The 24,170-nt window shown below is 45.9% G+C and carries 17 protein-coding genes; 10 read left to right on the top strand and 7 right to left on the bottom strand.

What is annotated here, in order from left to right; all coding sequences use genetic code 11:
- Window positions 1-206: 206 nt before the first annotated feature.
- A complete protein-coding gene (locus tag QUA90_RS15210) occupies window positions 207-773 on the bottom strand; it encodes a photosystem I assembly protein Ycf4 (RefSeq protein WP_333057558.1) in 567 nt (188 codons plus the stop codon).
- A gap of 203 nt (window positions 774-976) precedes the next feature.
- Here QUA90_RS15210 and psbD point away from each other — a divergent pair, with 203 nt between their 5' ends.
- The 3 genes from psbD to QUA90_RS15225 all read left to right on the top strand — a co-directional run bounded on the left by psbD (window position 977) and on the right by QUA90_RS15225 (window position 7,994).
- Window positions 977-2,035, top strand: coding sequence for a photosystem II D2 protein (photosystem q(a) protein) (gene psbD / locus QUA90_RS15215; RefSeq protein WP_333055206.1), 1,059 nt, complete (start codon window positions 977-979; stop codon window positions 2,033-2,035).
- A gap of 156 nt (window positions 2,036-2,191) precedes the next feature.
- A complete protein-coding gene (gene psbC / locus QUA90_RS15220) occupies window positions 2,192-3,571 on the top strand; it encodes a photosystem II reaction center protein CP43 (RefSeq protein ID WP_333048188.1) in 1,380 nt (459 codons plus the stop codon).
- A 562-nt stretch (window positions 3,572-4,133) separates the two neighbouring features.
- Complete coding sequence (locus QUA90_RS15225) at window positions 4,134-7,994, top strand: GAF domain-containing protein (protein WP_333446337.1); 3,861 nt, start codon at window positions 4,134-4,136, stop codon at window positions 7,992-7,994.
- A gap of 334 nt (window positions 7,995-8,328) precedes the next feature.
- Here QUA90_RS15225 and QUA90_RS15230 read toward each other — a convergent pair whose 3' ends face one another.
- Complete coding sequence (locus QUA90_RS15230; RefSeq protein ID WP_445300113.1) at window positions 8,329-14,346, bottom strand: response regulator; 6,018 nt, start codon at window positions 14,344-14,346, stop codon at window positions 8,329-8,331.
- Window positions 14,347-14,571: 225 nt separating this feature from the next.
- On the bottom strand, window positions 14,572-15,585 hold the full coding sequence (locus tag QUA90_RS15235; protein WP_333446341.1) for a PleD family two-component system response regulator: 1,014 nt from the start codon (window positions 15,583-15,585) through the stop codon (window positions 14,572-14,574).
- A gap of 836 nt (window positions 15,586-16,421) precedes the next feature.
- Between QUA90_RS15235 and QUA90_RS15240 the strand changes: the two genes are divergently transcribed.
- The 5 genes from QUA90_RS15240 (at window position 16,422) to folP (ending at window position 20,118) form a co-directional block, all read left to right on the top strand.
- Window positions 16,422-17,102, top strand: a complete 681-nt coding sequence (locus tag QUA90_RS15240; protein ID WP_333446343.1) for a hypothetical protein — start codon at window positions 16,422-16,424, stop codon at window positions 17,100-17,102.
- 385 nt (window positions 17,103-17,487) lie between these two features.
- Complete coding sequence (locus tag QUA90_RS15245) at window positions 17,488-17,673, top strand: PCP reductase family protein (RefSeq protein ID WP_006633749.1); 186 nt, start codon at window positions 17,488-17,490, stop codon at window positions 17,671-17,673.
- 75 nt (window positions 17,674-17,748) lie between these two features.
- Window positions 17,749-18,474, top strand: coding sequence for a triose-phosphate isomerase (gene tpiA, locus QUA90_RS15250; protein ID WP_333446375.1), 726 nt, complete (start codon window positions 17,749-17,751; stop codon window positions 18,472-18,474).
- A 123-nt stretch (window positions 18,475-18,597) separates the two neighbouring features.
- Window positions 18,598-19,158, top strand: a complete 561-nt coding sequence (locus QUA90_RS15255) for a Uma2 family endonuclease (RefSeq protein ID WP_333387897.1) — start codon at window positions 18,598-18,600, stop codon at window positions 19,156-19,158.
- A gap of 93 nt (window positions 19,159-19,251) precedes the next feature.
- On the top strand, window positions 19,252-20,118 hold the full coding sequence (gene folP / locus QUA90_RS15260; RefSeq protein WP_333446345.1) for a dihydropteroate synthase: 867 nt from the start codon (window positions 19,252-19,254) through the stop codon (window positions 20,116-20,118).
- Here the strand turns inward: folP and QUA90_RS15265 are convergent.
- The gene (locus tag QUA90_RS15265) at window positions 20,109-20,945 is read right to left on the bottom strand and encodes a stomatin-like protein (protein ID WP_333231035.1); all 837 of its coding nucleotides are present in this window, start codon (window positions 20,943-20,945) and stop codon (window positions 20,109-20,111) included. The genes folP and QUA90_RS15265 overlap by 10 nt on opposite strands.
- A 191-nt stretch (window positions 20,946-21,136) precedes the next feature.
- On the opposite strand from QUA90_RS15265, the gene QUA90_RS15270 reads away from it, so the two are divergent.
- Entirely contained in the window at window positions 21,137-21,907 is a 771-nt protein-coding gene (locus QUA90_RS15270; protein WP_333330034.1) for a tetratricopeptide repeat protein, read from the top strand.
- 96 nt (window positions 21,908-22,003) lie between these two features.
- Here QUA90_RS15270 and aroB read toward each other — a convergent pair whose 3' ends face one another.
- On the bottom strand, window positions 22,004-23,098 hold the full coding sequence (gene aroB / locus QUA90_RS15275; RefSeq protein WP_333446347.1) for a 3-dehydroquinate synthase: 1,095 nt from the start codon (window positions 23,096-23,098) through the stop codon (window positions 22,004-22,006).
- 77 nt (window positions 23,099-23,175) lie between these two features.
- Between aroB and petL the strand changes: the two genes are divergently transcribed.
- On the top strand, window positions 23,176-23,277 hold the full coding sequence (petL, locus tag QUA90_RS15280; RefSeq protein ID WP_006633742.1) for a cytochrome b6-f complex subunit PetL: 102 nt from the start codon (window positions 23,176-23,178) through the stop codon (window positions 23,275-23,277).
- Between the two features lie 151 nt (window positions 23,278-23,428).
- Here the strand turns inward: petL and QUA90_RS15285 are convergent, their stop codons facing one another.
- Entirely contained in the window at window positions 23,429-23,770 is a 342-nt protein-coding gene (locus QUA90_RS15285; RefSeq protein ID WP_333446349.1) for an HNH endonuclease, read from the bottom strand.
- A 29-nt stretch (window positions 23,771-23,799) separates the two neighbouring features.
- Window positions 23,800-24,120 carry a hypothetical protein gene (locus QUA90_RS15290; RefSeq protein ID WP_333211457.1) on the bottom strand — a complete coding sequence of 107 codons (321 nt, stop codon included), beginning with the start codon at window positions 24,118-24,120 and terminating at the stop codon, window positions 23,800-23,802.
- Window positions 24,121-24,170 lie beyond the last annotated feature (50 nt).

The following is a 24,170-nucleotide window of genomic DNA, read 5'->3' on the forward strand; positions in this document are numbered from 1 at the left end:
GCGAACTTGCCTAATCGCCTTGAAACCCTTATTCTACAGTTGGCAATCAAAAACTATCCGAAGTATTGTGAATTGATAGATTCAAAAATTGGTAACAGGCTTACTCGCAGATCGATCTTTTTCACTTACCAGGTAGGTAAGGTGCGCTTCGGCGCACCCTACGAGACATTACCAATCTAAAATCTAAAACCGCAAATCGAAAATCCCTAAAGTCCTTCTAGGGGAACTTGCAAAAATCGAGCCAATTCGGCCGCTTGATTTTCCACTTCCGACAAAGCAATCGGCTGTCCGACTCTAGTCAGGGGAAACTGACGGCGGTCTTTGAGCTTAAGATAAATACTGCGGCGGGGATTGAGACCTTCTTTAATGTCCACCCGCACAGATTGCACCTCCGATGTCTTGCAATTAAAATCAACTTTGCGGTTTTTGCCGGGAAAACCCCAGCGAAAGATCCGAATGTTACCAGTTTGTCGATCGAACTCGTTGTAACCGCCACCGACATCCCAGAGAATAGTCAGCCACAAGTAGAGCGCCAAAAGCACGCCACAGACACCGTAGAAACCCATCGCAATGCCTTGGGGGATGAAAATGAGCTGAGTCGGGTCAGCAAAAGGCAGTAGGTTAACGTGCAAGTAGCTGGAAATGCCCGACAGCAGGAAACCAGTCCCTCCAATGCTGACCACCGTTGCCCACCAGTAATTGCTGAAGCGGCGGGAGCCCAAAACCGGGTAGCGCAGGACAGGATCGATCGAGGTCATTGTTTTTGCAGTCATAAAATTAAACAGCCTTAAAGCCAAATCTTAATTCAATTAGCCCACCGAGCGTCACGCTTCGCTGACGAGATCGCGATCGACCGATCGGCATTGTGTATCAACTCCTGCTAATTATGTTGAAAAATTATGAACTTCTAATATATAGTTATGTTAACTTTAATTAGAAACCTTGGTCTTTTAACAAGCAAAAGGATTTTACCCCAATGACAATCGCAGTCGGACGCGCCCAGACCGAAAGAGGCATATTTGATGTCCTCGACGACTGGCTTAAACGCGATCGCTTCGTCTTCGTAGGCTGGTCTGGCATCCTGCTATTCCCCTGCGCCTACCTAGCCATCGGTGGCTGGTTAACAGGCACCACCTTCGTCACATCCTGGTACACCCACGGTTTGGCAAGCTCCTACCTCGAAGGAGCCAACTTCCTCACCGTAGCAGTCTCCACCCCAGCCAACAGCCTCGGACACTCCCTGCTGTTCCTGTGGGGCCCCGAAGCACAGTGGGACTTCACCCGCTGGTTCCAACTCGGCGGTTTGTGGACATTTGTCGCCCTCCACGGCGCCTTCGCACTGATCGGCTTTTGCCTGCGTCAGATTGAAATCGCCCGTTTAGTCGGCATCCGTCCCTACAACGCCCTAGCATTCACCGGCCCCATCGCCGTGTTTGTTTCGGTGTTCCTGCTTTACCCCTTGGGTCAATCAGGCTGGTTCTTCGCCCCCAGTTTCGGCGTCGCAGCAATTTTCCGCTTTTTGCTATTCCTGCAAGGCTTCCACAACTGGACGCTCAACCCCTTCCACATGATGGGCGTTGCAGGCATCTTGGGCGGCGCGCTGTTGTGCGCTATCCACGGTGCAACCGTAGAAAACACCTTGTTTGAAGACGGCGAAGGCTCAAACACCTTCCGCGCCTTCAACCCAACTCAGTCAGAAGAAACCTACTCGATGGTGACAGCTAACCGCTTTTGGTCGCAAATCTTCGGAATTGCCTTCTCCAACAAGCGCTGGTTGCACTTCTTCATGCTGTTCGTACCTGTCACAGGCTTGTGGATGAGCTCCATTGGCATTGTCGGTTTAGCATTAAACCTGCGCGCCTATGACTTCGTATCCCAAGAATTGCGCGCTGCTGAAGATCCTGAGTTTGAAACGTTCTACACTAAGAACATTCTGCTTAACGAAGGCATTCGTGCTTGGATGGCTCCTACTGACCAACCCCACGAAAACTTCATCTTCCCTGAAGAAGTTCTGCCTCGCGGTAACGCACTTTAAAAAAATCAGGATTTGGATTTCAGATTAATTTAGTTTTTTTAACTTAATCGGAAATCCAAATCCTTATTCCCCGGCGCAGGCGCGGTACTCCCGTGCCCTACTAGGGAACAAAAAAACCCAAAATCCAAAATCTAAAATCGTTGGAGGTTCTACCGGGTGGTAACGCTCTCTAATTCCTACGCAAGCGGTCGCGACCAAGAATCCTCCGGGTTCGCTTGGTGGTCTGGCAACGCTCGTTTAATCAATCTCTCCGGCAAACTGCTGGGCGCACACGTCGCTCACTCTGGTTTGATCGTGTTCTGGGCCGGTGCAATGACTTTGTTTGAAGTCGCTCACTTTATCCCAGAAAAGCCCATGTACGAACAGGGCTTAATCTTGATGCCCCACATCGCTACTTTGGGTTGGGGCGTCGGCCCCGGCGGTGAAGTTACGGATATCTTCCCGTTCTTCGTAGTCGGCGTTCTTCACTTGATTTCATCTGCTGTTCTCGGTTTGGGCGGCATTTATCACGCCGTTCGCGGCCCGGAAGTTCTCGAAGAATACTCTTCTTTCTTCGGCTACGACTGGAAAGATAAGAACCAGATGACCAATATCATCGGCTACCACCTGATTCTGTTGGGATGCGGCGCTCTGCTGCTAGTAGCTAAGGCCATGTTCTTCGGCGGTGTCTATGACACTTGGGCTCCGGGCGGCGGCGACGTGCGTATTATCACGAACCCCACTCTGAACCCGGCTGTGATTTTTGGCTACTTGGTTCGCTCTCCTTTTGGTGGCGAAGGCTGGATTGTCAGCGTCAACAACATGGAAGACATCATCGGCGGTCACATCTGGCTGGGCCTGATTTGTATCGCTGGCGGTGTTTGGCACATTTTGACCAAGCCTTTCGGCTGGGCTCGCCGCGCCTTAATCTGGTCTGGCGAAGCTTACCTGTCTTACAGCTTGGGTGCTTTGTCCCTGATGGGCTTCATCGCTTGCTGCTTTGTCTGGTTCAACAACACTGCTTACCCCAGCGAATTCTACGGCCCGACGGGCCCGGAAGCTTCTCAAGCGCAAGCTTTGACCTTCCTGATCCGCGACCAACGCTTGGGTGCTAACGTCGGTTCTGCACAAGGCCCCACCGGTCTGGGTAAATACCTGATGCGCTCTCCTACTGGCGAAATCATTTTCGGCGGTGAAACGATGCGTTTCTGGGATTTCCAAGGCCCTTGGTTGGAACCCTTGCGCGGTACTAATGGTTTGGACTTGAACAAAATCAAGAATGACATTCAGCCTTGGCAAGCTCGCCGGGCGGCTGAGTACATGACTCACGCTCCTTTGGGTTCTTTGAACTCTGTGGGCGGTGTGGCGACTGAAGTTAACTCGTTTAACTTCACTTCTCCTCGTTCTTGGCTGTCCTGTTTCCACTTTGTGATGGGTTTCTTCTTCTTGGTCGGCCACTTGTGGCACGCTGGTCGCGCTCGCGCGGCTGTCGCTGGCTTTGAGAAGGGTATCGATCGCGAAAATGAAGCGGTACTTTCTATGCCAGACTTAGACTAATCGATCGAATTTATTTCTGATTGGATTGTCTAGTTGAAAAAGGCTCCTGCTTAACGGCAGGAGCTTTTTTTTGATCTAATAATATCTGAACAAGCTGCGGATTGTCGATCGACTGTTCTCCGATCCCCTAGCAGCAGATACAATCCTAGAGGTAGAAACCCGGTTTCTGAGTTAACCTGTTGAATTATGCTGTTTCTTTCCGTCAGCTCCTTCCTCAGCGAGCTTTTGCATCCAGGACTGAGATATTTCAGTGCGACCATCGGTTGCGGTGAATGACTCTGCAAGTCTTGAAACTTGACAATTTTAATCCGTTGGGGTAAAGAGCTTGCAAGGCAGGCTCTACAAAGTTTATATTTAAAGTACAAAACTTTTAATCCCACACAATTGAAAGTTGCACTGAAAACTTTCAATTTTAAGGCAGATTGCTACAGGTGCAAAACTAATCGACGATCGCCATCAGGATATTTATATTTTATTAAATGGCTGTGCTTGCCGAATTTTTTAACAGGCACAAAACTTGTGGGCCGCTTACTGTTATTGCTAAGAAAGCAAAAGATTAATAATGGACTCATTAAAGATAGAAAATGTCAAGGTGAGGTTCGATCGAGCAAATTTGCTCGAACGCATCGCCAACCGCATTCGCCGCTCTCTAGAACTACCCGAAATTCTGAACGCAACAGCAGCGGAAGTTCAATCCTTCTTGGGAACAGACAGAGTAAAAATCTACAAATTTCATAGCGACGGTAGCGGTGAAGTGATTGCCGAATCAATTAACGGCAACCGCTTGCCCTCCCTATTGGGTCTGCATTTTCCCGCAGACGATATTCCCCCTCACGCCCGCGAACTGTTCGCGCAACTACAGGTGCGATCGATCGTCGATATAGATTCCGGTCAGCTAGGCCAAAGTCCGCGCCGCGAGGCGGTTTCCGGCCAACGGCTGCCCGACGACCAAATGCGCTTTCGTGCGGTTGACCCCTGCCACGCTGAATACTTGACTGCACTGGGCGTCAAGGCTTGCTTAGTAGTACCAATTTTTCACGGCGAAGAATTGTGGGGGTTGTTGGTATCTCACCACTCCGAGTCCCGGAGTGTGGCCGAAAACGAACTCGAAGGCGTTCAGATGGTGGCAGATCAGCTCGGCGTCGCCATAGCCCAATCAACCCTCCTCGCCCAAGCGAGGGCGAAAGCTCAACGGGAAGCTGCCGTCAACCGCGTGGCTGCTGCCCTTAACTCCCAGCCGACGATTGAACTCCAAACGGCTTTGGTAGAATCGGTAGCAGCATTAGACGCCGCGGGCGGCAGGCTGTGCATTTTCGCCACGCCATTCATTTCCGACAGCAGCAAGGTTACGAATCGAGTTCCCTATTCGGATAACTCCACTGGCGAACTCACAGTCTACACTTGCGGCTTAGGGCCGAAGATGGGAATTTCCGCAAAATACCCGCAGGTTGAGCAATACAGCGTCTGGCACGAATATTTTAAATCCGGCGAGCAACAGGTTTGGGCAATTCCCGACTTGTACCAAATTAGCAGTTTGAGAAGCCTACAACCTGCATTTCGATCGACCAAAATTCGCAGCATTTTAATCGTACCACTCAGAACCCGCCAGCACATATTCGGTTACTTGACCATTTTTCGAGAAGAATTTGACACCGAAACTCTCTGGGCTAGACAGTTTGATAGCGACGGGCGGCTTGCCCAATCTCGGATATCTTTTGAAGCGTGGAAAGAGTCAAAAACTGCCCAAATTCGCGACTGGAAGGCTGAAGAAATTGAATTGATGCAAATTTTTGGCACCCACTTTTCTAATGCTATTAACCACTACCAACTCGATCAACAAATAGAGGAACTTAACACAAATTTAGAAAATCAAGTTCAAAAGCGCACCGCTCAACTACAGCAGTTGACCCAACAGCAGCGAGTGCTGTTTGAAGTGGTGGCAAAAATGCGGAAATCCCTCGACTTGAACAAGATTTTTAGCACGATGTCTGAGGAAGTGCGACGGGCTTTAAATGCCGATCGAGTTGCGGTTTACTGCTTCGAACCCGCGTCGGAATTTAACGACGGCAAATTCGTTGCCGAAGATGTTTTGCCAGATTTTGTGTCAGCAATGGCAGTCAAAGTGCACGATCGCTGCTTTGGAGAAAATTACGCCAATCTTTACTCTCAGGGGCGAGTTCACGCCATGTCCGACATCAGACAGGCCGGACTGCAAGATTGCTATGAGCAACTATTGGAGCAATTTCAAGTCAAAGCTACTTTAGTTGCACCGATTATGAAAGGCAACGACCTTTGGGGGTTGCTGTGCGTACACCAATGTTCGGCTCCCCGCAACTGGGAATCTTCCGAAATTAAGTTTGCTACCCAAATTTCCGCTCAGCTCAGTATCGCCCTAGAACAAGCAGATTTGCTCGCTCAAACTCAGCAGCAAGCAGTTGATTTGCAGCGGGCAGCAGAGCAGGAGCGAATACTGTTTGAGGTAGTTGCTAAGATTAGACAATCTCTCGATTTAGATACAATTTTTCGGACTACAACTACAGAATTGCGGCGGATATTAAAAGCCGATAGAGTTGGTATTTATCGCTTCGATCCTAGTTTAAACTTTAATGAAGGCGAATTTATTACCGAAGATGTTTTGCCTGGTTTTTCTTCGGCAATGGATGTAAAAGTTCGCGATCATTTCTTTAGCGAAAACTATGCGAAAAAATACAGTCAGGGACAGATTCAAGTGCTACCAGATGTCGAGAATGCTGGACTTTCCGAGTGCCATGCTGCTCTTTTAGCTCAATTTCAAATTAGAGCTCAGGTGATTATGCCGCTGATGAATGGCAGCGAACTTTGGGGTTTGCTGTGCGTGCACCAGTGCAGCGGTTTGCGCCATTGGAACACTTCGGAAATTCAGTTTGCTAGGCAAGTGGGAATTCAGTTGAGTGTAGGATTAGAACAAGCAGATTTGTTGGCTAAAACGCGGCAGCAGTCAGTTTATTTACAGTGGGTAGCCGAGCAACAGCGGATACTGTTTGAAGTGGTAGCCAAGATTCGGGAGTCTCTCGATATCGACGCAATTTTTAAGACGGCTACTCAAGAAGTTTGTCAGTTTATGCAAGTTGATAGAATAGCTGTTTATCAATTTAATCCTGATTGGAGTGGCTATTATGTAGCCGAGTGTGTGAAAGATGGCTGGATAAAATTGGTAGGGGAAGGTATCAGTACAGTTTGGCAAGATACTTATTTGCAGGAAAATCGAGGCGGCAGATATGCCAATAATGAAACTCTAGCCATTGACGATATCTATCAAGTTTGCCACTCGGAGTGTGTGGTCGGTATTTTAGAGCAATTTCAGGTGAAGGCTTATGCGATAGCGCCGATTTTTGTAGGACAAAAACTTTGGGGTTTGCTGACAGCGTATCAACATTCTGCGCCCCGCTGTTGGGAAAGTTCAGAAGTTAACTTTTTAGCTCAGATTGCTAATCAATTAGGCGTAGCTATCCAACAAGCCGATTTGCTGGCTCAAACCAGACGCCAAGCAGAACAAATCGCTCAAAGTTTAAAGGATTTGCAGCACACTCAAGCTCAATTGATTCAAACTGAAAAAATGTCTGGTTTGGGGCAACTGGTAGCCGGGATTGCTCACGAGATTAACAATCCGGTTAATTTTATTTACGGCAATCTCAATCACGCTAGTGAATATACTGCTAGCTTACTAAGTTTGCTGGAACTTTACCAGCAGCAATATCCCGCTTATAGTCCTGAAATAGACAAATTGAGTGAAGATATTGACTTGGAATTTCTGCTAGAAGATTTGCCCAAATTGCTATCTTCAATGAAGGTGGGAGCCGATCGCATCCGTCAAATAGTTTTGTCTTTAAGGAATTTCTCCCGTCTTGACGAAAGTCAAATGAAGGCGGTTGATATTCACGAGGGCATTGACAGCACGCTGTTAATTTTACAGCACAGGCTGAAATCTAATGCGGACAGTGCCAACATTGTGCTAGTGAAAGAATACGGCATTTTGCATCGAGTTGAGTGTTATGCGGGACAGTTGAATCAGGTATTTATGAATGTAATTGGAAATGCGATCGATGCTTTGGAATCGCACAAGTTGCTCGCTGGTAAATCTGTAGTTCCTCAAATTAAAATCTCTACTGCTGTCGGTCAACTTAATGGTACTATTCCTAGCGCGCTGATTCGGATTTCTGATAACGGTACGGGAATTTCGGAATCTATGAGAAAACGCATATTTGACCCTTTTTTCACGACTAAAGCAGTGGGAAAAGGTACTGGATTGGGACTGTCAATTAGTTACCAAATTGTAGTAGAAAAACACGGTGGCATTTTAAAATGCAATTCAGAATTAGGGAAGGGTACTGAGTTTGTGATCGAGATTCCGCTTCGACAGCAGCCAGCAGTCATTACTCATTAGAGATTGTAAAATCCCGCCAACACTCAACACTCAACAATCAGGGACATAGCAATCATAATGGATATAATTAATCTGCGTTAATCTGTGTTAATCTGCCCTCCTCTGCGGTAAAAAAAAGAGAATTTATGAACCGCAGATGACAAGGGATAAATGCAGATTCACGCAGATGCAGAGAAGAGATATATGAATAATAATTCCGATTCTAACAGATTTGAAATCAGGCTTGCTCATGCGTATGCGATCGCATAGCCACCTTGCGGCATCGCGGGTGACAGTTGCCTAAGTCCTGATGCAAAAAGATGCCTATTTAATTGAGTTTCATAGATTAGTTTCGCTATGCTTGTAGTTCTTGTTGGAGAGTATTTTTGACACGATCGTACTCACCCTCGATTTGAGCCAATAGGGTTGAGGCTTGATCTAGTTCACCAGAGGTACTGATGACTTCTAACCTGCTACAAAGCTGGGCGAGAGGAGCCGCGCTTAGATTCGCACTACTGCCTTTGAGGGTATGAGCCACTCGCTTTAGGGTTTGAGTATCCGCTTGGGCGATCGCTAATTTCATAGCTTGTAGCAACTTTAGAGATTCCTCAAAGTAGCAGTTCGCCAGCAAGCTCAAAATCTGGGTTGAATCTTGATCGATGCTGCTACAGAAGGCTTGCAGTTCTGTGAGGTTAACCGCTGGCTTATCAATTTCTGGCTTGTTGCTATCTGATTCCTCCTTGTGGGCCTGCTGCGGTTCCGGGTTGGGTGGACACTGACTCAGCGCTTGCGTGAGAGCCTCTACTCGAATCGGTTTACTGATATAGTCATTCATGCCAGCATCAAGACAAACCTGGCGATCGCCCTGCATGGCATTCGCCGTCATGGCAATAATTCTGGGACGAGCATGAGCGGGCCACTCCTGGCAAATACGACGGCTGGCTTCTAGTCCATCCATCTCTGGCATTTGTACATCCATCAACACCACATCATAAGGCTGGCGATTCAGGGCTTCCAAGACTTCTAATCCATTGGCAGCAACATCGGCACGGTATCCCAAACGCTCTAACAGCAGCAGTGCCACCTTCTGATTCACCAGATGATCTTCTGCTAAAAGAATTCGCAGTGGGAGTGTCTGGGCCAGTTTCATATCATCCTGGACAGATCTAGGAAGCTGTTGTTGAAATTTTTTCGGTTGACCTTGTAGCACATGGATCAGTATTTGATAGAGCTGGGATTGTTTGATGGGTTTGCTTAAACAAGCCGCAAAGTGGGTGGAGAGGGCTGAAGAACTCGCTTCTGGGTAGCCCATTGAAGTCAGCAATACTAGGGGTAAACGGTGGCACTTAGGATGCTGGTGGATGGCTGAGGCGAGTGTGAGGCCGTCCATTTGTGGCATTTGCATATCTAAAATAGCCACATCAAAGGTTTCTCCAGTCTCAAGCCAATTGAGCGCTTCCACAGCCGATTGGGCAGCCCGACTCTGCATCCCCCAAGTCTCGGCTTGCAATGTCAGAATTTGTCGGTTAGTGGGCTGGTCATCCACGATTAATAAACGCTTGCCAGATAGTTCTGGTATCATTTCCATCGGTTCCGCTAACTCAGTAGCCACAGAGGAAGCCACAATTGTGAAGTAGAAGGTAGAACCCATTGTGACTCGATGAGAATTAGTGGCTAGCCATTTGGGTGAAGGGGTTCCTCCGACGTGACCTCTGGTCTCAACCCACATCATGCCGTTCATCATTTCACTAAGTCGCTTACTAATCGCCAGACCTAAACCTGTCCCTCCATACTGCCGAGTCGTCGAAGCATCTACTTGACTAAAAGACTTAAACAGTCGATCGAGCCGGTTGGCTGGAATACCAATGCCTGTGTCTTGAATGGCAAACTGGATTTCATACAAGCTTTCTGACAAGTTCCCTGGCTCAGAAATTGTTTTGTCAGAATCCACTAGAGAGGCTTCCACGGAAATGGTAACTTCCCCAGTTTCAGTAAACTTAATCGCATTGTTGAGCAAGTTAACTAGAATCTGACGGAGACGGGTGACATCACCCAAAATGAAATTAGGAGTCTTAGGGTGGATCAGGTAGCCCAACTCAATATTCTTCTCATCTGCTTTAACTGCAAGTTGATCGATCGCACCTTCTATGCAATCTCTCAAGCTCAAGGGATGCTTTTCTAGCTCCAGCTTGCCCGACTCAATTTTGGAGAAGTCAAGGATGTCGTTGATGATACTCAGAAGCGTATCCCCACTATTGCGAATCGTCTCGATAAAGTCTCGCTGTTGAGCCTTGAGTTCTGTATCTAGCAGTAGTCCCGTCATGCCAATAACCGCATTCATGGGAGTGCGAATTTCATGGCTCATCATCGCCAGAAACTCACTTTTGGCTCGGTTCGCAGCTTCGGCTTCTCGTCTAGTTTGCTCCAGGGCACAGTTTTTCAGAGTTAATTCTTCTCGTTGTCGAGTTTCTTGCTCTAGTAATTTGGCTTGAGCGAGGGCAATTCCTACTTGAGTCGCGACGGATTCTAGCAGATCCACTTGATCGGGAGTCCAATGACGGTAACGATCGCACTGGTGCAAACAAATGGCACCATTCGGCTCTCCTTGATAAGAAGTTCGCACTACTAATGTCGATCTCAATTTGAGTCTGGTAAAAATTGAATGAGCAGAGGAGAGTAATGAATCGCAATAGACATCCGGGGAGGCGATCGCTTCATCTTGAGCCATCAACTGTTTTGTATAAGCAGGACTCGCGGCCAGAATGTCATGCTCCCTGCTGGGGGCTGCTCCGGGTGTTAGATACTCTGCAACGACAGGAAACTGAGGCTGTGGATTGTCCAGGTAAGTGCGAATTAAGCAGCGACTGGCCCCAAAAGTTTGCCCAATCTGAATAGCAGCCGTTTCAAATATCTGCTGAGCATTGAGGCTTTGCCGAATTTCTTGGGTAATTTGCTTCAGCAGTAGGGCTTTTTGCAACTGTCGCTGTAGTGCTTCTTCTGCCTGCTTGCGATCGGTAATATCCTTCATAAAGCAGTGATGCCCCACAAAGACATTTTGCTCGTCATAAGCAGAAACCATCACCAATTGTTTATAGAAGCTGGAGCCATCTTTTCGCATCCCCCTAGCCTCAACCTCAACTCTGCCCTCTCTCAACATCTGTTGATAAGCAGCTACCATTCTCTCAACATCTTCAGGAGCAACGGTTCTTTGCCAGTCCATCCCTAGCATTTCCTCCGGCTGATATCCCGTGATGGCGGCATAAGTTGCGTTAACAAACAGATAGCGTCCTTGAGTATCGAGTCGAGAGATGCCTGCTACGGCATTTTCTAGCGCGGCACTCATTTGTTGCAGTTCTGCTTCGGCGCGTTTGCGATCGCTAATTTCAATTAGAATGCAACCCACTGCTACAGGCTGCTCTGCATCCTTGAAAATGGGAAAGTGAGAAACGAGCCAGTGGCGCTTGACACCCGTTGGACTGGATAATGCTGTGCTAATTTCCAAATTGATCGAAGGTTTTCCAGTTGCTAAAACCTTTTGTAATAGTTGATTTACACCAGCAGCAAATTCTCCCAAAATATCATCGGTTGTCTTACCTAAGTGAGCCTCCACAGAGTGGCCATTAAATTCAGCTAGTGCCTCATTGATTTGTAAAAATTTAAACTGCCGATCGTGGATACACAGCCCCACCCCTGCTAGGGAAGCTCCGTTAAAGAAAGCATTCAATAATTGCTCTCTGGCTTGAATTTCCTGCTCCAACTTTTTGCGATCGGTAGTATCGCTGTGAGAACCAGTCATACGGACAACTTTGCCTGCTTCATCCAAAAGCGCTTGCCCTCGAGCTAAAATCCATTTGTAGCTCCCATCCTTGCAAAGCAATCGATGTTCTGTAATATAAAAGGGAGTTTTGCCCTCAAAGTGATCTTGAATTACTTGCATCACCCAATCGAGATCATTGGGATGCACCCGCTTGCTCCATTCATCCAGGTGATTAGGGAGTTCATGGTCTTCGTAGCCCAACATCTGTTTCCAGCGAGCCGAGAAGAATACTTCATTGGTGTTGACGTTCCAATCCCATACCCCATCATTACTACCACGTAGGGCGAGTTCCCACCGCTCTTCACTCGCTTGCAGAGCGACTTCTGCCTCATGCCGTTCAATTTCACTACCTATCCATTGAGCCATCAGCTTCAGTAATTCCACATGGGCAGATTTAAAGCTGTCTGCACGGGGAGATTTGCTAGAAAAGCTGAGGGTACTGTAAACTTTGCCTGCAACTAAAACTCGTGTTCCAATATAAGCTTCCATGCCTTGGGCAAGATAGGCAGGATGGTAACGCCATTTTGAGGTGCCTATATGTTCGATGGTTAGGGGTTCATTTGTGTCTAAAGCTTCACAGCACAAAGTTTGCTTAATATCAAGGGCATCACCTGGTTTCAGGACTCGATCGGGCGATCGCGCAACCATTACCTCATAAAGATTATTTTGCACGCGAGCTAAAATGCCACTTTCCAGCCCTAAATTCTCACATCCCATGTCAATCAACGCTTGGATGCGCTGCTCAAAATTGAGATTTTGGGTAGAAGTAGCTTCATATAAAGATCGTATCGCCGCCTCTCTTGTTCTTAATTCAGCTTCGGCTTGTTTACGTCTCTGAATTTCACCTTTGAGAGAGCGATTGATTCTGGATAATTTTTGCGTTCGTTCTTGAACCCGCTCTTCTAATGTGGCGTTAGCCTGTTTAATCTCCCTAAACCTTTGATTGAGTGCGATCGCCATCAATTGAAAATTGCGAGCAAGCTCATTGATTTCAGTAACAGAGCTATGTTTCCATTCAAATGTTCCTTCTGAAAGCTTGTTGGGTAAGTCAGCAGTCGCACCAGCTAAATAGGATAATGGCTTGACCAGTCGTTCGCTAACCAGCGTTGCAAACAAAAATGCCAACATGGTGATGACGAGTAGAATAATCAAGTCAGCCTTGTAGCGATTTTGTAAATTTTCTACATAGGGAGAGGCTGGAATTTCTAAACGTAATCTCCAGTCCAGATCGGAGCTAATTGTAAATTCCTGTATATACAGAGAGTTTTTCCAACGGATCATCGGATTTTTGCCATTGCTAGGAAGCCACTGCTGCAAGGTTCCCTCTAAGGTGCGAGTGCTGCCGTTCTTTGAATCCTGAACCCTAATCAAAAGCTTTTGGTCGGATTGATTACTCGCAATGACTCGGTTGTTTTCATCGAGCAATGTAATGCCTAATTGCCGATCGTTACTCTGGAAAATGTAGAGAGATTTGATCTTGGTCAATCCTAATGAACCGTGGATTACCCCAAGAAAACGACCTTGAACTTGCAGGGGTACATTCAATCCTACATGAGTTTCGTCCATTAATAAATCTTTGTGGATAGAAGTCATCCAAGGTTTTGATCGCTTTTGAGCCTGGGTAATGAGAGATTTATGTTCCCTGCTTTCTTCGATCAACCGCCGACGGCTTTGATTAAAAGGAGAAGAAGTAGCTAAAATCTTTCCCGATGAATCGGTCGCATAAATTTTGTCAAAATCTGGCAACAACTGCTCGATCAGGCTAATGTTTTGTTCTAGCTGCTCGGATGATTTAATCGCTGTATTAGCAGCAGTTGCGGCTTCAGGTATGAGCGATTTCTCAGCTAATGTATTCAAAGCTAAGAGATGTCGCTGATGCCATCTAGATATTGCGCTCGTGAGACTTTTTGCGTTTGTTTGTAACTCCGTTTGCACCGTTGTCTGGATTTGACCAAGAAAGGATCTACCATCAATCACTAATAGGAGCAGTCCTGGAATAAAGACAAAAGCAACCAACAGATGAAAAATAGTTTGTTGTAAAGAGAGGGCGAGATGTTTTGAATGAATAACCCACCGATTTCTCGGCGCATACGAAATGATTAAGCTGGCAACTAAGGCATTAAAAATGCCGTTGGCTGCTTGTTTGCACATAACGAGGATGGCTTGATTCGCGTCCATGTGCATCATTTGACCGTAGAAAAGCCAAACGAGGGGCATTCCAATTAAGAACCAGTAAATCCCATCGAATAAAAGGAGGTTCGGATGTTTGCGCTTCTTGCAAAGAAACCCTACAAACAGAGCCTCAATTACCAAAATAATCGTGGCGTATGGATGATGCCAAAGGACATAAGTATAGCTGCCTGCTATTAGACCAGCCAAGCCTCCCCAGCCCCAGCCGAAATAGTAAGTAATAATCAGTACCGCAATACTGCCAAAGAGAAAATCAACCCCAAATAAAAGAGACACACTGAAATAGTTGCCCAGAAAACCCGCACCAGTGAGAAGGGCGATCGCACCAAACCATCTTTGATCACGCACTGAGCTAGCTCCTTCCATAAACTTCTAGAATCGCTACTTGCTGAATATAAACTGATTTTGGTAAAAAATTGTCGTAGACACACTCTCGTTCTATCCCTGACAGTTTTCATGAATGTCGCACAACCGATTATTGAGGCTTTAATACTAAAATCAAGGCTTACTCATGCAGGACTTGATATTTCGCTAAACTTTTAAAAAATAATTATTCCCAATTTCGAGAGGCATAGTTCTTACCCTTATGATTTAACGGGTGAATTCATTAACTGTATGAATCTTGGTGCAAAAAGTATTACGACCTTTGTCTTTGGCTTGATAAAGTGCTGCATCGGCAGCAGTAATTAAAGTTTCTGGCCGGCTCTCTTGGGTAGGAATCACACTGGTAATACCGAAGCTGAGCGTAATGCAATGATTCGGAGAACTCTTATGAACTATTGCTAAAGCTTGGATGCAATCCTGAATTTTTTTAACGATTTGGACGGCTCCCTCAAGCTCTGTTTCGGGCAAAATCACTACAAATTCTTCACCTCCATAACGTGCGACTAAATCTCCAGCTCGATTAATACTGCGATTGAGAGCTGCGGCAACTTGCTGTAAACATACATCCCCTGCTTGGTGTCCATAAGTATCGTTGTAAGGCTTGAATAAATCGATATCACACAAAATCAGTGACAAAGGAGTTTGCTGCCTCGTCATGCGTCGCCACTCCTCCTCTAGCTGTTGGTCAAACTGACGGCGATTGGCAATCTGAGTCAAGCCGTCAATTGACGCGAGGTATTTTAATTGCCGATTGGCGGCTTCTAGCTGTTTGTAAAGTAGGGTTTGTTGCTGTTGCAAGTGGAATTGCTGAATCAACCGTCGCACTCTCTGTCCCAGAACAGCCCAGTGAATCGGCTTAGTGATATAGTCAGCCGCTCCTGCTGCAAACGCTCGATCGACAGATTCTTTGTCTTCCAAGCTAGTAATCATCAAAATAGGTGGGCGATCGCTCTCAGGCACTTCAGATAATTTTTGACAACAAGCAAAACCATCCATAGTAGGCATCACTGCATCTAGCAGGATCAGGTCTGGATGTACTTCCTCATAAGCTGCTAGCCCTGTCAACCCATCACTAGCTTCGGCCACTCGGTATTTTTCCTTCTGTAAATACAGTCTAAGTTGCAAACGAATCAAGGCATCGTCATCCACAATCAGAATTAGAGAGGACGATTCCGTAGATGGGTTAGTCGAAATGGCTGACTCTTCTAATGATTGATACATACGTCAGGGTGTATCTTAAACTTTGGAAACATTCTAGCCTAGCATATTTTGACCGTGGGATGGAAAGTGAAAACTTGGCAAATATGTCATAAATTATACACCAGATAAGCTGCCGCAACAACATCCTCGGCAGCGTCCGGTTTGTTAAACCAACAGCCACACTCAACTTAAAATTTCTCGCTTTTTTTTGGGGATATAAAGTCTGGTAACTTGCGCTAATTTTTGTAAATATGTAATTATTTTGGGGGGCATTAAACAGTTTTTACAACGTCGAGCGAGCTTTGACGAACGATCGCCAGTTATCCCGCGATCACCACTGGAATAATATGCTATATTTCTCAACTAAATTCAGCCTTTTTCAGGTGCATCAAATTCCTACCTCATCTTTGAGCGATCGTCCGAGCTATTTTTGGGAAATACATCTGATGGTCACATTATCGCGTATAGCTTCGCCCTTAGTTGAGCGTTTGTCCGCACCAGGAAGCTCTGACGGCCAAAAGGCGTAAGCTTTGTTAAGAAATTTTTACAGCCTTTTGCGCCTTCTCCGATAGGTTGTTTCTCTTCTTTCTCCCAATAATCCCCCCAGATAGTGTATAAACTCCTGTCTTTGGGCTTGAGTCTGGAACACATCGTCAAAGCGTTGGCACTATCTTTCAAAGCATGGGGGCATGGAAGCTAATACTATAGCAATTCTCGCATCATTTGTGAATTTCTTACGGACTCCCCGCGAGTTCGGGGAGGGTTGGGGTGGGTAAAAAAATTATGACTCCTGCAAGAATTGCTATATACTATAATCACTGGAAAACAGTAAATTAACTTGATGGAGATCACTGACTATGGAAGTAACACTCCCTGATTTTTCTCAAGATTTTTCTCAAAGCTTTCAAAAAACGAAAGAAGTTTGGACGGAACAAGTCGGAAAAGCAGTGAATTCTACTTCAGAAGCAACAGCGGAAGCTAAATTTTCTCTCTCACAAACTGCATTTCAGGCAAAAGAAGCTCTCACTCAAACTACGAATTATGCCGTTAATACTGTTAATCAAGCTACGAACAATGCTTTAGGTACTGTAGCGGAGAAAACAGAAAAAGTGAGGCTTTCTATATCGGAAGTCGGCAATCAAGCAGTTAGTCGCATCAGTGAAAGTACCAACAAAGCTGTTGATGCTGTTTCTCACTCTGCGGCAAGTGCTAAAGAAACTATTAATCAAACTACTAACTCTGCGATCAATACTCTGAATCAAAGCACTAGCCAAGCTGTAGAGAGTGTAAATCAAGCTACCGAAAAGGCTAAGGCTTCATTAGAAGATAGCATTCACAAGGCGACAAATATGAGCGATACCGCTTCAGATGCCCTTCAAAGTGCTATTAATGCTACCGTCACAAAATGGATTGATTCTCACCCTGTAGTCTTCTGGTTTGTGAGTCATCCGCTGATATTTTTAGCACTGATACTGCTATTTACATTCATTATATTGGGTCTTTTTCAGGGTTTAAGTAGCTTGTTTGCTGAAGGATGATTATTTATTCTGCAAAGCCCTGTAAAATTTATGCAAAGAGTTTTGACTGTCGGCTCTAAATCTGTAAGTAATGTCGGTAGAGTGGCTGTAAACTCATTGGTTTCAAAGAATACCGAAGACAAAAATAATTCAGGTTTACAATTGAGGGGAGTGGAATCAAACAGTTTGGAGTCTCAAGAACGACTTGCTAATATTTTGGCCAGGTTGGAGGCAATTCGACAAGAGCAGAATCAGCTTTTACAAGAAGCGTCGGCTATTTTAGGCAACAAATTTAAGGCAGAGTGAGAAGGTGTGGGGCGATCGCAACTCGTGGTAAATTTAAGAAATCAAGGCTTTCCATCAAAGCCAGATCCATGAAGGCTTGTAGTCGATCGCTCAAAACGCCATGCCCGATTCCGAATTTTCCGATGATTTAAAATGGACGCCAGAAGCCAAGGCGAAGCTGAAAAATATTCCCTACTTTGTCCGGGGACAAGCCCGCGTCCGCATCGAGCAGTTGGCCCGCGAAGCCGAAACCGAAGTCGTCACCGTTGACTTAGTTGAGCAAGCTCGCATTGAGTTTGGGCAATAAGGGCTCGAAAGGTACCCTAAAGCTTTACACTATAATTTGCCTGATTTTGATGTTCACAGAGCTACTGAGTCACCCGTGCGGAAAATAGTTATTGCTGGCAACTGGAAAATGTACAAAACTAGGACTGAATCCCTAGAGTTTCTTCAAGGATTCATGTCCTGCCTGACGGAAACCCCAGAGGAACGGGAAGTCGTGCTTTGCGTTCCCTTCACTTCCTTGGCTGTCCTCTCGAAAAATTTGCACGGCAGCCGGATCAGACTCGGTGCTCAGAACGTCCACTGGCAAGAGTCTGGAGCTTTTACTGGGGAAATTTCCGGGCCAATGCTCAGTGAACTTGGTGTGCGCTATGTCATCGTAGGCCACAGCGAGCGACGCCAATATTTTGGGGAAACTGACGAAACGGTGAATTTGCGGCTGAAAGCGGCTCAGAAATACGATTTAATTCCGATTCTGTGCGTTGGGGAAACCAAGCAGCAGCGAGATGCAGGGGAAACTGAATCTCACATTTTTTCTCAGTTGGAAAAAGATCTAGTTGATGTTGACCAAAATAAGTTGGTAATTGCTTACGAGCCGATTTGGGCGATCGGCACTGGCGATACTTGCGAAACGAAGGAAGCTAACCGAGTTATTGGTTTGATTCGCAGTAAATTGACTAATCCGGGCGTGCCAATTCAGTACGGCGGCTCTGTTAAACCGGAGAATATTGATGAAGTTATGGCGATGCCTGAGATTGACGGGGTTCTGGTAGGCGGTGCTAGTTTGGAAGCTGCGAGTTTTGCTCGAATTGTCAATTATCAGTAATTAGGTAATTGCTAATTGGTAAGTGTTAACTGGTAATTGGAACAAGGGCAGCGGGAATTAAACAGCTATCGCCTACAATTGTGATGTGCCGTTCAGTGTTTCTCGGATCGGGAGAATTAACCTATGACTGCGATCGTTAAACCCAAGCCAGCCTTAGACGAGTTCCTCAAACTTCCTGAAACTGAACCGGCCTCAGAATTTCTTGAGGGACAAATCATTCAGAAGCCCATGCCTCAAGGTGAACACAGCGTACTTCAAGGTGAACTCTGCAAGACTATCAATCAAGTAGCGAAAACTCGGAAAATTGCCAATGCTTTTCCCGAGTTGCGCTGCACTTTTGGCGGCGCATCAATCGTGCCAGATGTAGCAGTATTCCGATGGGAAAGAATTCCTTGTTTGCCGTCGGGTAGAATTGCTAACCGCTTTGACATTAATCCCGACTGGTCGATAGAAATTCTCTCTCCAAACCAAAGCCAAACAAAAGTGCTGAGTAACTTACTCCACTGTTCGCGAAACGGCACTGAGTTGGGGTGGTTGCTAGATCCAGAAGAAGAGAGTATTTTGGCAGTATTTCCAGGACAAAAAGTAGAACTGTACAAAGGTGCATATCTGTTGCCAATAATTGATAAAATTGAATTAGAATTGACAGTTGACACTGTTTTTAGCTGGTTAAGTTTTGGTTGAATTAAGAATGGCGCTTCTGCTTTATTCTTGCGTATTTTAGAGATGAATTTCGTTTTACAAGAAGCGATTTCAATCGCCGAGTGATTAGGTGATATGATAAATAACAAAAAAATTACAATTAGAAATAAAGTTTTTGAGTGGGGAAAACGAACTTATTTGATGGGCGTTGTGAACGTAACCCCTGACAGTTTTAGTGACGGCGGAGATTTCTATACCATAGAATCTACTTTAGCGCAAGCTGAAAATATGGTAAAATCTGGAGTTGATATTATTGATATTGGCGGTCAATCTACTCGGCCAGGTGCAGCGGAAATATCTTTAGAAGAAGAGATTGATCGCGTTATACCTGTAGTACAAATACTGCGACAAAAAGCCGATATTTTTGGCTCAGTTCCTATTTCGGTCGATACTACCAGATCGCAGGTTGCTAAAGCTGCGGTTGAGGCGGGAGCGGATATAATTAACGATATTTCGGGAGCTACTTTTGATGCGGAAATGCTGTCAACCGTTGCTCAGTTAAAAGTGCCAATAATTTTGATGCACATTCGGGGTACTCCCCAGACGATGCAACAACTCACAGATTATCTGGATTTAATGGGAGAAATTGGGGAATTTTTCGAGAGTCGAATTGCGGCAGCAGTTGCTGCGGGGATTGACAAATCTCAAATAATTCTCGACCCTGGTATTGGTTTTGCTAAGAATTACAGTCAAAACTTAGAAATTCTGCGAGAGTTGCGAAAATTCCGTGTTTTAAACTGTCCCATTTTAGTGGGAGTATCGCGAAAAAGCTTCATCGGTCACATTTTGAATCAGCCAGAAGCGAAACAAAGAGTTTGGGGGACAGCGGCGGCTTGTACAGGTGCGATCGCAAATTTGGCAGATATCTTGCGAGTTCACGATGTCAGAGAAATGCACGATGTTTGTCTGGTTGCCGACGCTATCTTCAGGAATCAGTCTTGAGAAGTCGGAGTATCGATAACTTTCATTTCTCCGCCCTCAGAATGAATCACATCGGGCATAGAACCCATCAGCTCGCCCAGGGCTTCGGTCATGCTCCTCGGGTCCATAAACAGAATTTTGGCATTGTCGCTTTCGCCCAATTTTTGTTGAGCGTCTAAGTATTTTTCTGTTACTAAGTAATTCAAAACTTGCTTGCTATTGGGATGGGAGTCTAAAGCTTCAACTAAGAGCCTCATATACTCCTTAGTCCCGATCGCCTTATTAACCATTGCTTGCCACTCGCTCTTGGTGGCGCGCTCCAATTCCATAGCTTCTTGCACCCTTTTCGGAGGTGTAATGCTTTGAATTTCCACCCGAATTACTTTGACACCCCAAGTTTCGGTAGCTTCGTCCAACTTCTTGAGTAACTTTTTATTCATGTCATCTCGGGAACCCAAGATGTCTTGCATGGGCAATCGACCAATTTCAGCGCGAAACGTCGTTAACACTAAGTTGGCGATCGCATTTTCAATTTGATCGATTCCATAATAAGCTTTCTGTAAATTTACAACCCGCCAATACACAACGGCATCGACTTCGAGAGCCACATTATCTCCCGTGATTGCTGACTGAGGTTTAATGTCTAAAACTCTTTCACGGCTTGTGTCCACGCAGACGACTTTTTCGACCAGGGGACTGATAAAGTGGAATCCTGGCTTGAGGGTGCGCTTGTATTGACCCAAACGTTCCACTAAAGCTTCGTCGCCACCGCTGACTATTTTGACGCTTGAGTTAACAGCGTAGCCGAGGATGAGCGCAAAGAGCATGGTAAGAATAGACTGCCCCATTTCTATTTTCCTGCTAAGGTTGACTGAGAATCGATCGGAATTCTACTCTAATTTAACTCAAACTCGGCCCCGCAGTGCTAAAATATCTCGACTGTTAATAACTAACTATTTCATCGGGTGGGCCCCATCGGCTCCGACTCTTACGGCGCTAGTGAAACCCAGCATATCAACAACACGTTTCCACAAAAGACATGAAAAACGATCGAGAGTTTCCCTGGCTCAAACCTTTGAGGTGGATTGCCCCAAGCCTTTTGTTGGGTGCAGGAATCTGCAATGTCGCAGCGGCCCAACCGGCACAAGCTGAGACAATCGCCCTGCAACTCTCCCAAAACTTGCAATCGCAGAACTTGCAGCCCCCGCGCCGCACCCCTGCTGTTCGGGAAGTTCTGTCCTACGAGATGAAGGGAGACGAACTAAGGATTTGCAAGCAGGAAGGCAACTCCGAGAAAAAGTGCCAAGTTGTAGGTAAAGGCTACACGATGGGTTTGAGAACTGCCAACGACCTTTACGGTCAAGGAAATGCTGTCAATGCCGAAGCTTTGTACCGGCAACTAATCGCTCGCTATCCCAAAGAAGCGGATGCTTATTACAAGTTGGGAACTATGCTGTCGGGGCAAGATAAAATGAGCGATGCGATCGTTCTATTCCAAAAAGCAATTGAAGTCAACCCACAGCACGCCAAAGCTCACAACGATTTAGGCGTGGCAATGGCAAGTCAAGGCCAGTTGCCAGAGGCAATTGTTCAGTGGAGACAAGCCGTTAAAATTAACGATCGATATCCCGATGCTTTAAACAATTTAGGAGTCGGTTTGTACCAGCTAGGAGACAAGGAAAACCAAGCGGAGGCGGTAGCCAGTCTCAAAAAAGCTAAGGAGTTATTTATCAAGCAAGGTAGAACTCAAGCTGCTAACAGAGTAGATAAAATTTTGGAGGAAATTAATTCGCGATCCAGCGAGTCCTAAACTCAACCGCCGATCGCCGATTGAAAGAAAAAACATCTTTGGCGATCGGCGTGAATCAGCGTTCAGCGGCGGTTAAACACACCCAAAAACGAGAATCTAAAGCATTTCCTTCAAAACTTGTATAATCAAATCTCCATCCACCCGATCGCTCACAGCAGCCTCACCCAAGCGCACCGGCAACACAAACCGCACCTTGCCATCCTGCACCTTCTTATCGAGTTGCAAAGTATGCAAAATTTCCTCAACATCCACACCAGCAGGCAATTTGGCAGGTAAACCCGCTTTTTCAATCAAAGCAGACTGACGGCGATCGCACTCAGCATCCCACATTCCCAACTCCACAGCCAATCGGCTTGACGCAGCCATGCCGATTGCCACTCCTTCCCCGTGATTGATCGCCTTGTAATTGGTCAAACTTTCCACAGCATGACCGATGGTGTGCCCGTAATTCAAAATCGCCCGTAAACCCGATTCCTTCTCGTCTTTGCTGACCACCTCAGCCTTAGCTTGGCAAGACCTACTCAAAATTTCAGCCAACAAATCCGCCTTCACATAGCGCATTTGATCCAAACGCTTGCACTTTTCCAACTTTTCAAACAATTCAACATCCCAAATCACCCCGTACTTAATCACTTCCGCCATCGCCGAACGAAACTCCCTCGCCGGCAGAGTTTTGAGTACATCCGGGTCAATTAACACCAAACGCGGCTGGTGAAAAGCCCCGATTAAATTCTTCCCTAAAGGATGATTTACCCCCGTTTTGCCACCAATAGAAGCATCAACCATGGCCAACAGCGAAGTCGGAACTTGTACGACATTAATTCCCCGCAGCCACGTCGCCGCAGCAAAACCCGTCATATCGCCAACCACCCCGCCGCCCAAAGCCACCATTGTCGAGGAACGTTCTAAGCGGTTTTCCAAAGCCGCACCGTAAATTTTCTGTACCGAATTTAAAGTTTTGTACTGTTCTCCCGGTGGTAAAATGCAGGTACCGACTTCCAGCCCGGCTGATTCGAGGGCTGCGGTTGCTCTTTCGCCGTACTGCCGAAAAATCGACTGATTCGACACCAGCAGCACTTTTTTGCCCAAACTTAGATCGCCCATCAGACTGCCGAGTTCGTCTAAGCCGCCCGATCGCACGCAAACATTGTAAGATTGTGGCCCCAAGTCAACTTTAATTATGGATTGCATATTTATCTAATTTAGATATTAGATTTTAGATTATAGTTCTTATAGGTCTTTTTATTGATTGTTTTGGAGAAATTGCCATGACTCTTAGCGGAGCAATAACTTATTTTGGGATTTTTGGCGGCATGATCGGCTTGGCGACAGTGCTGATGTTTGGTCTGCGGGCTGTCAAACTCATCTAATTTGCTAATTTAGATGTCTCAACCAGAGGATTTAATCTCTGGCAAAAGTATCGTTTGGGCGAAGTATTTGCGCGAAAAATCTCTAGGTTTATCTGTAGATTGACGGCGCAAGTGCTTCATTTCATAAAACTTTTGGCTTGAACGATCGTGCTTATTCTAATTGACGAGCATCTTCAGCAGGTGGATGCCAACCACCTTCTACCCAAAACCTGCGCGATCGCCGAATCGAATCCTCTTCATCATAACGTTCATCATTAAGGTCAAGCCGATTGCAAGTTGCTCGACCTATGGGAGTTTTAGGGACAATATTTAGACCATCTGCTGTCCAGATAAAATGTTCTGACCACTGCTGCTGACGAGGATTAAATAATAAACATTCTTGCTGAGTTTCCTGGTCAATTCCGTTGGTAAAATTGTAGTGGCGTTCGTTGCAGCGACGGCAAGCTAATGCTAAATTTTCACTGTCATCAGATCCGCCGATAGATTTGGGCATGAGATGATCTATGGTAAAGCGATCTGCGCTTAGATATTCTGGAGAGTGGCAGTATTCGCAGAGATATTTAGCTCGTTGTCGTATAAATTGTCGAGTGCGATCGGACACCATTTAGCTTGGGTGGAAAGTTGGGCGTTAATCAAGGTAAAAATTCGGGATAGTTCGATGATGCCAGCTAATTCTGGAATTTCATCGACAGTTAACAAATCTAGTCTTTTTCTCTCTAGCAGTTCTTCCATGCGAGATTGGAGATCGTCGGTAAATCTGAATAAGTAAATATTCCCAAATTCTACCATTTTGATGCCTTGGGGCATCAAAGAAGAAGGTTTTACCATTAATTGAGTATTCATAGGAATAACAGCTCTCAGATACTCTTGGAATATTGTAGCTTATCCGTTGT

The organism is Microcoleus sp. D3_18_C4 (genome assembly GCF_036702355.1).
Lineage (GTDB): Bacteria > Cyanobacteriota > Cyanobacteriia > Cyanobacteriales > Microcoleaceae > Microcoleus.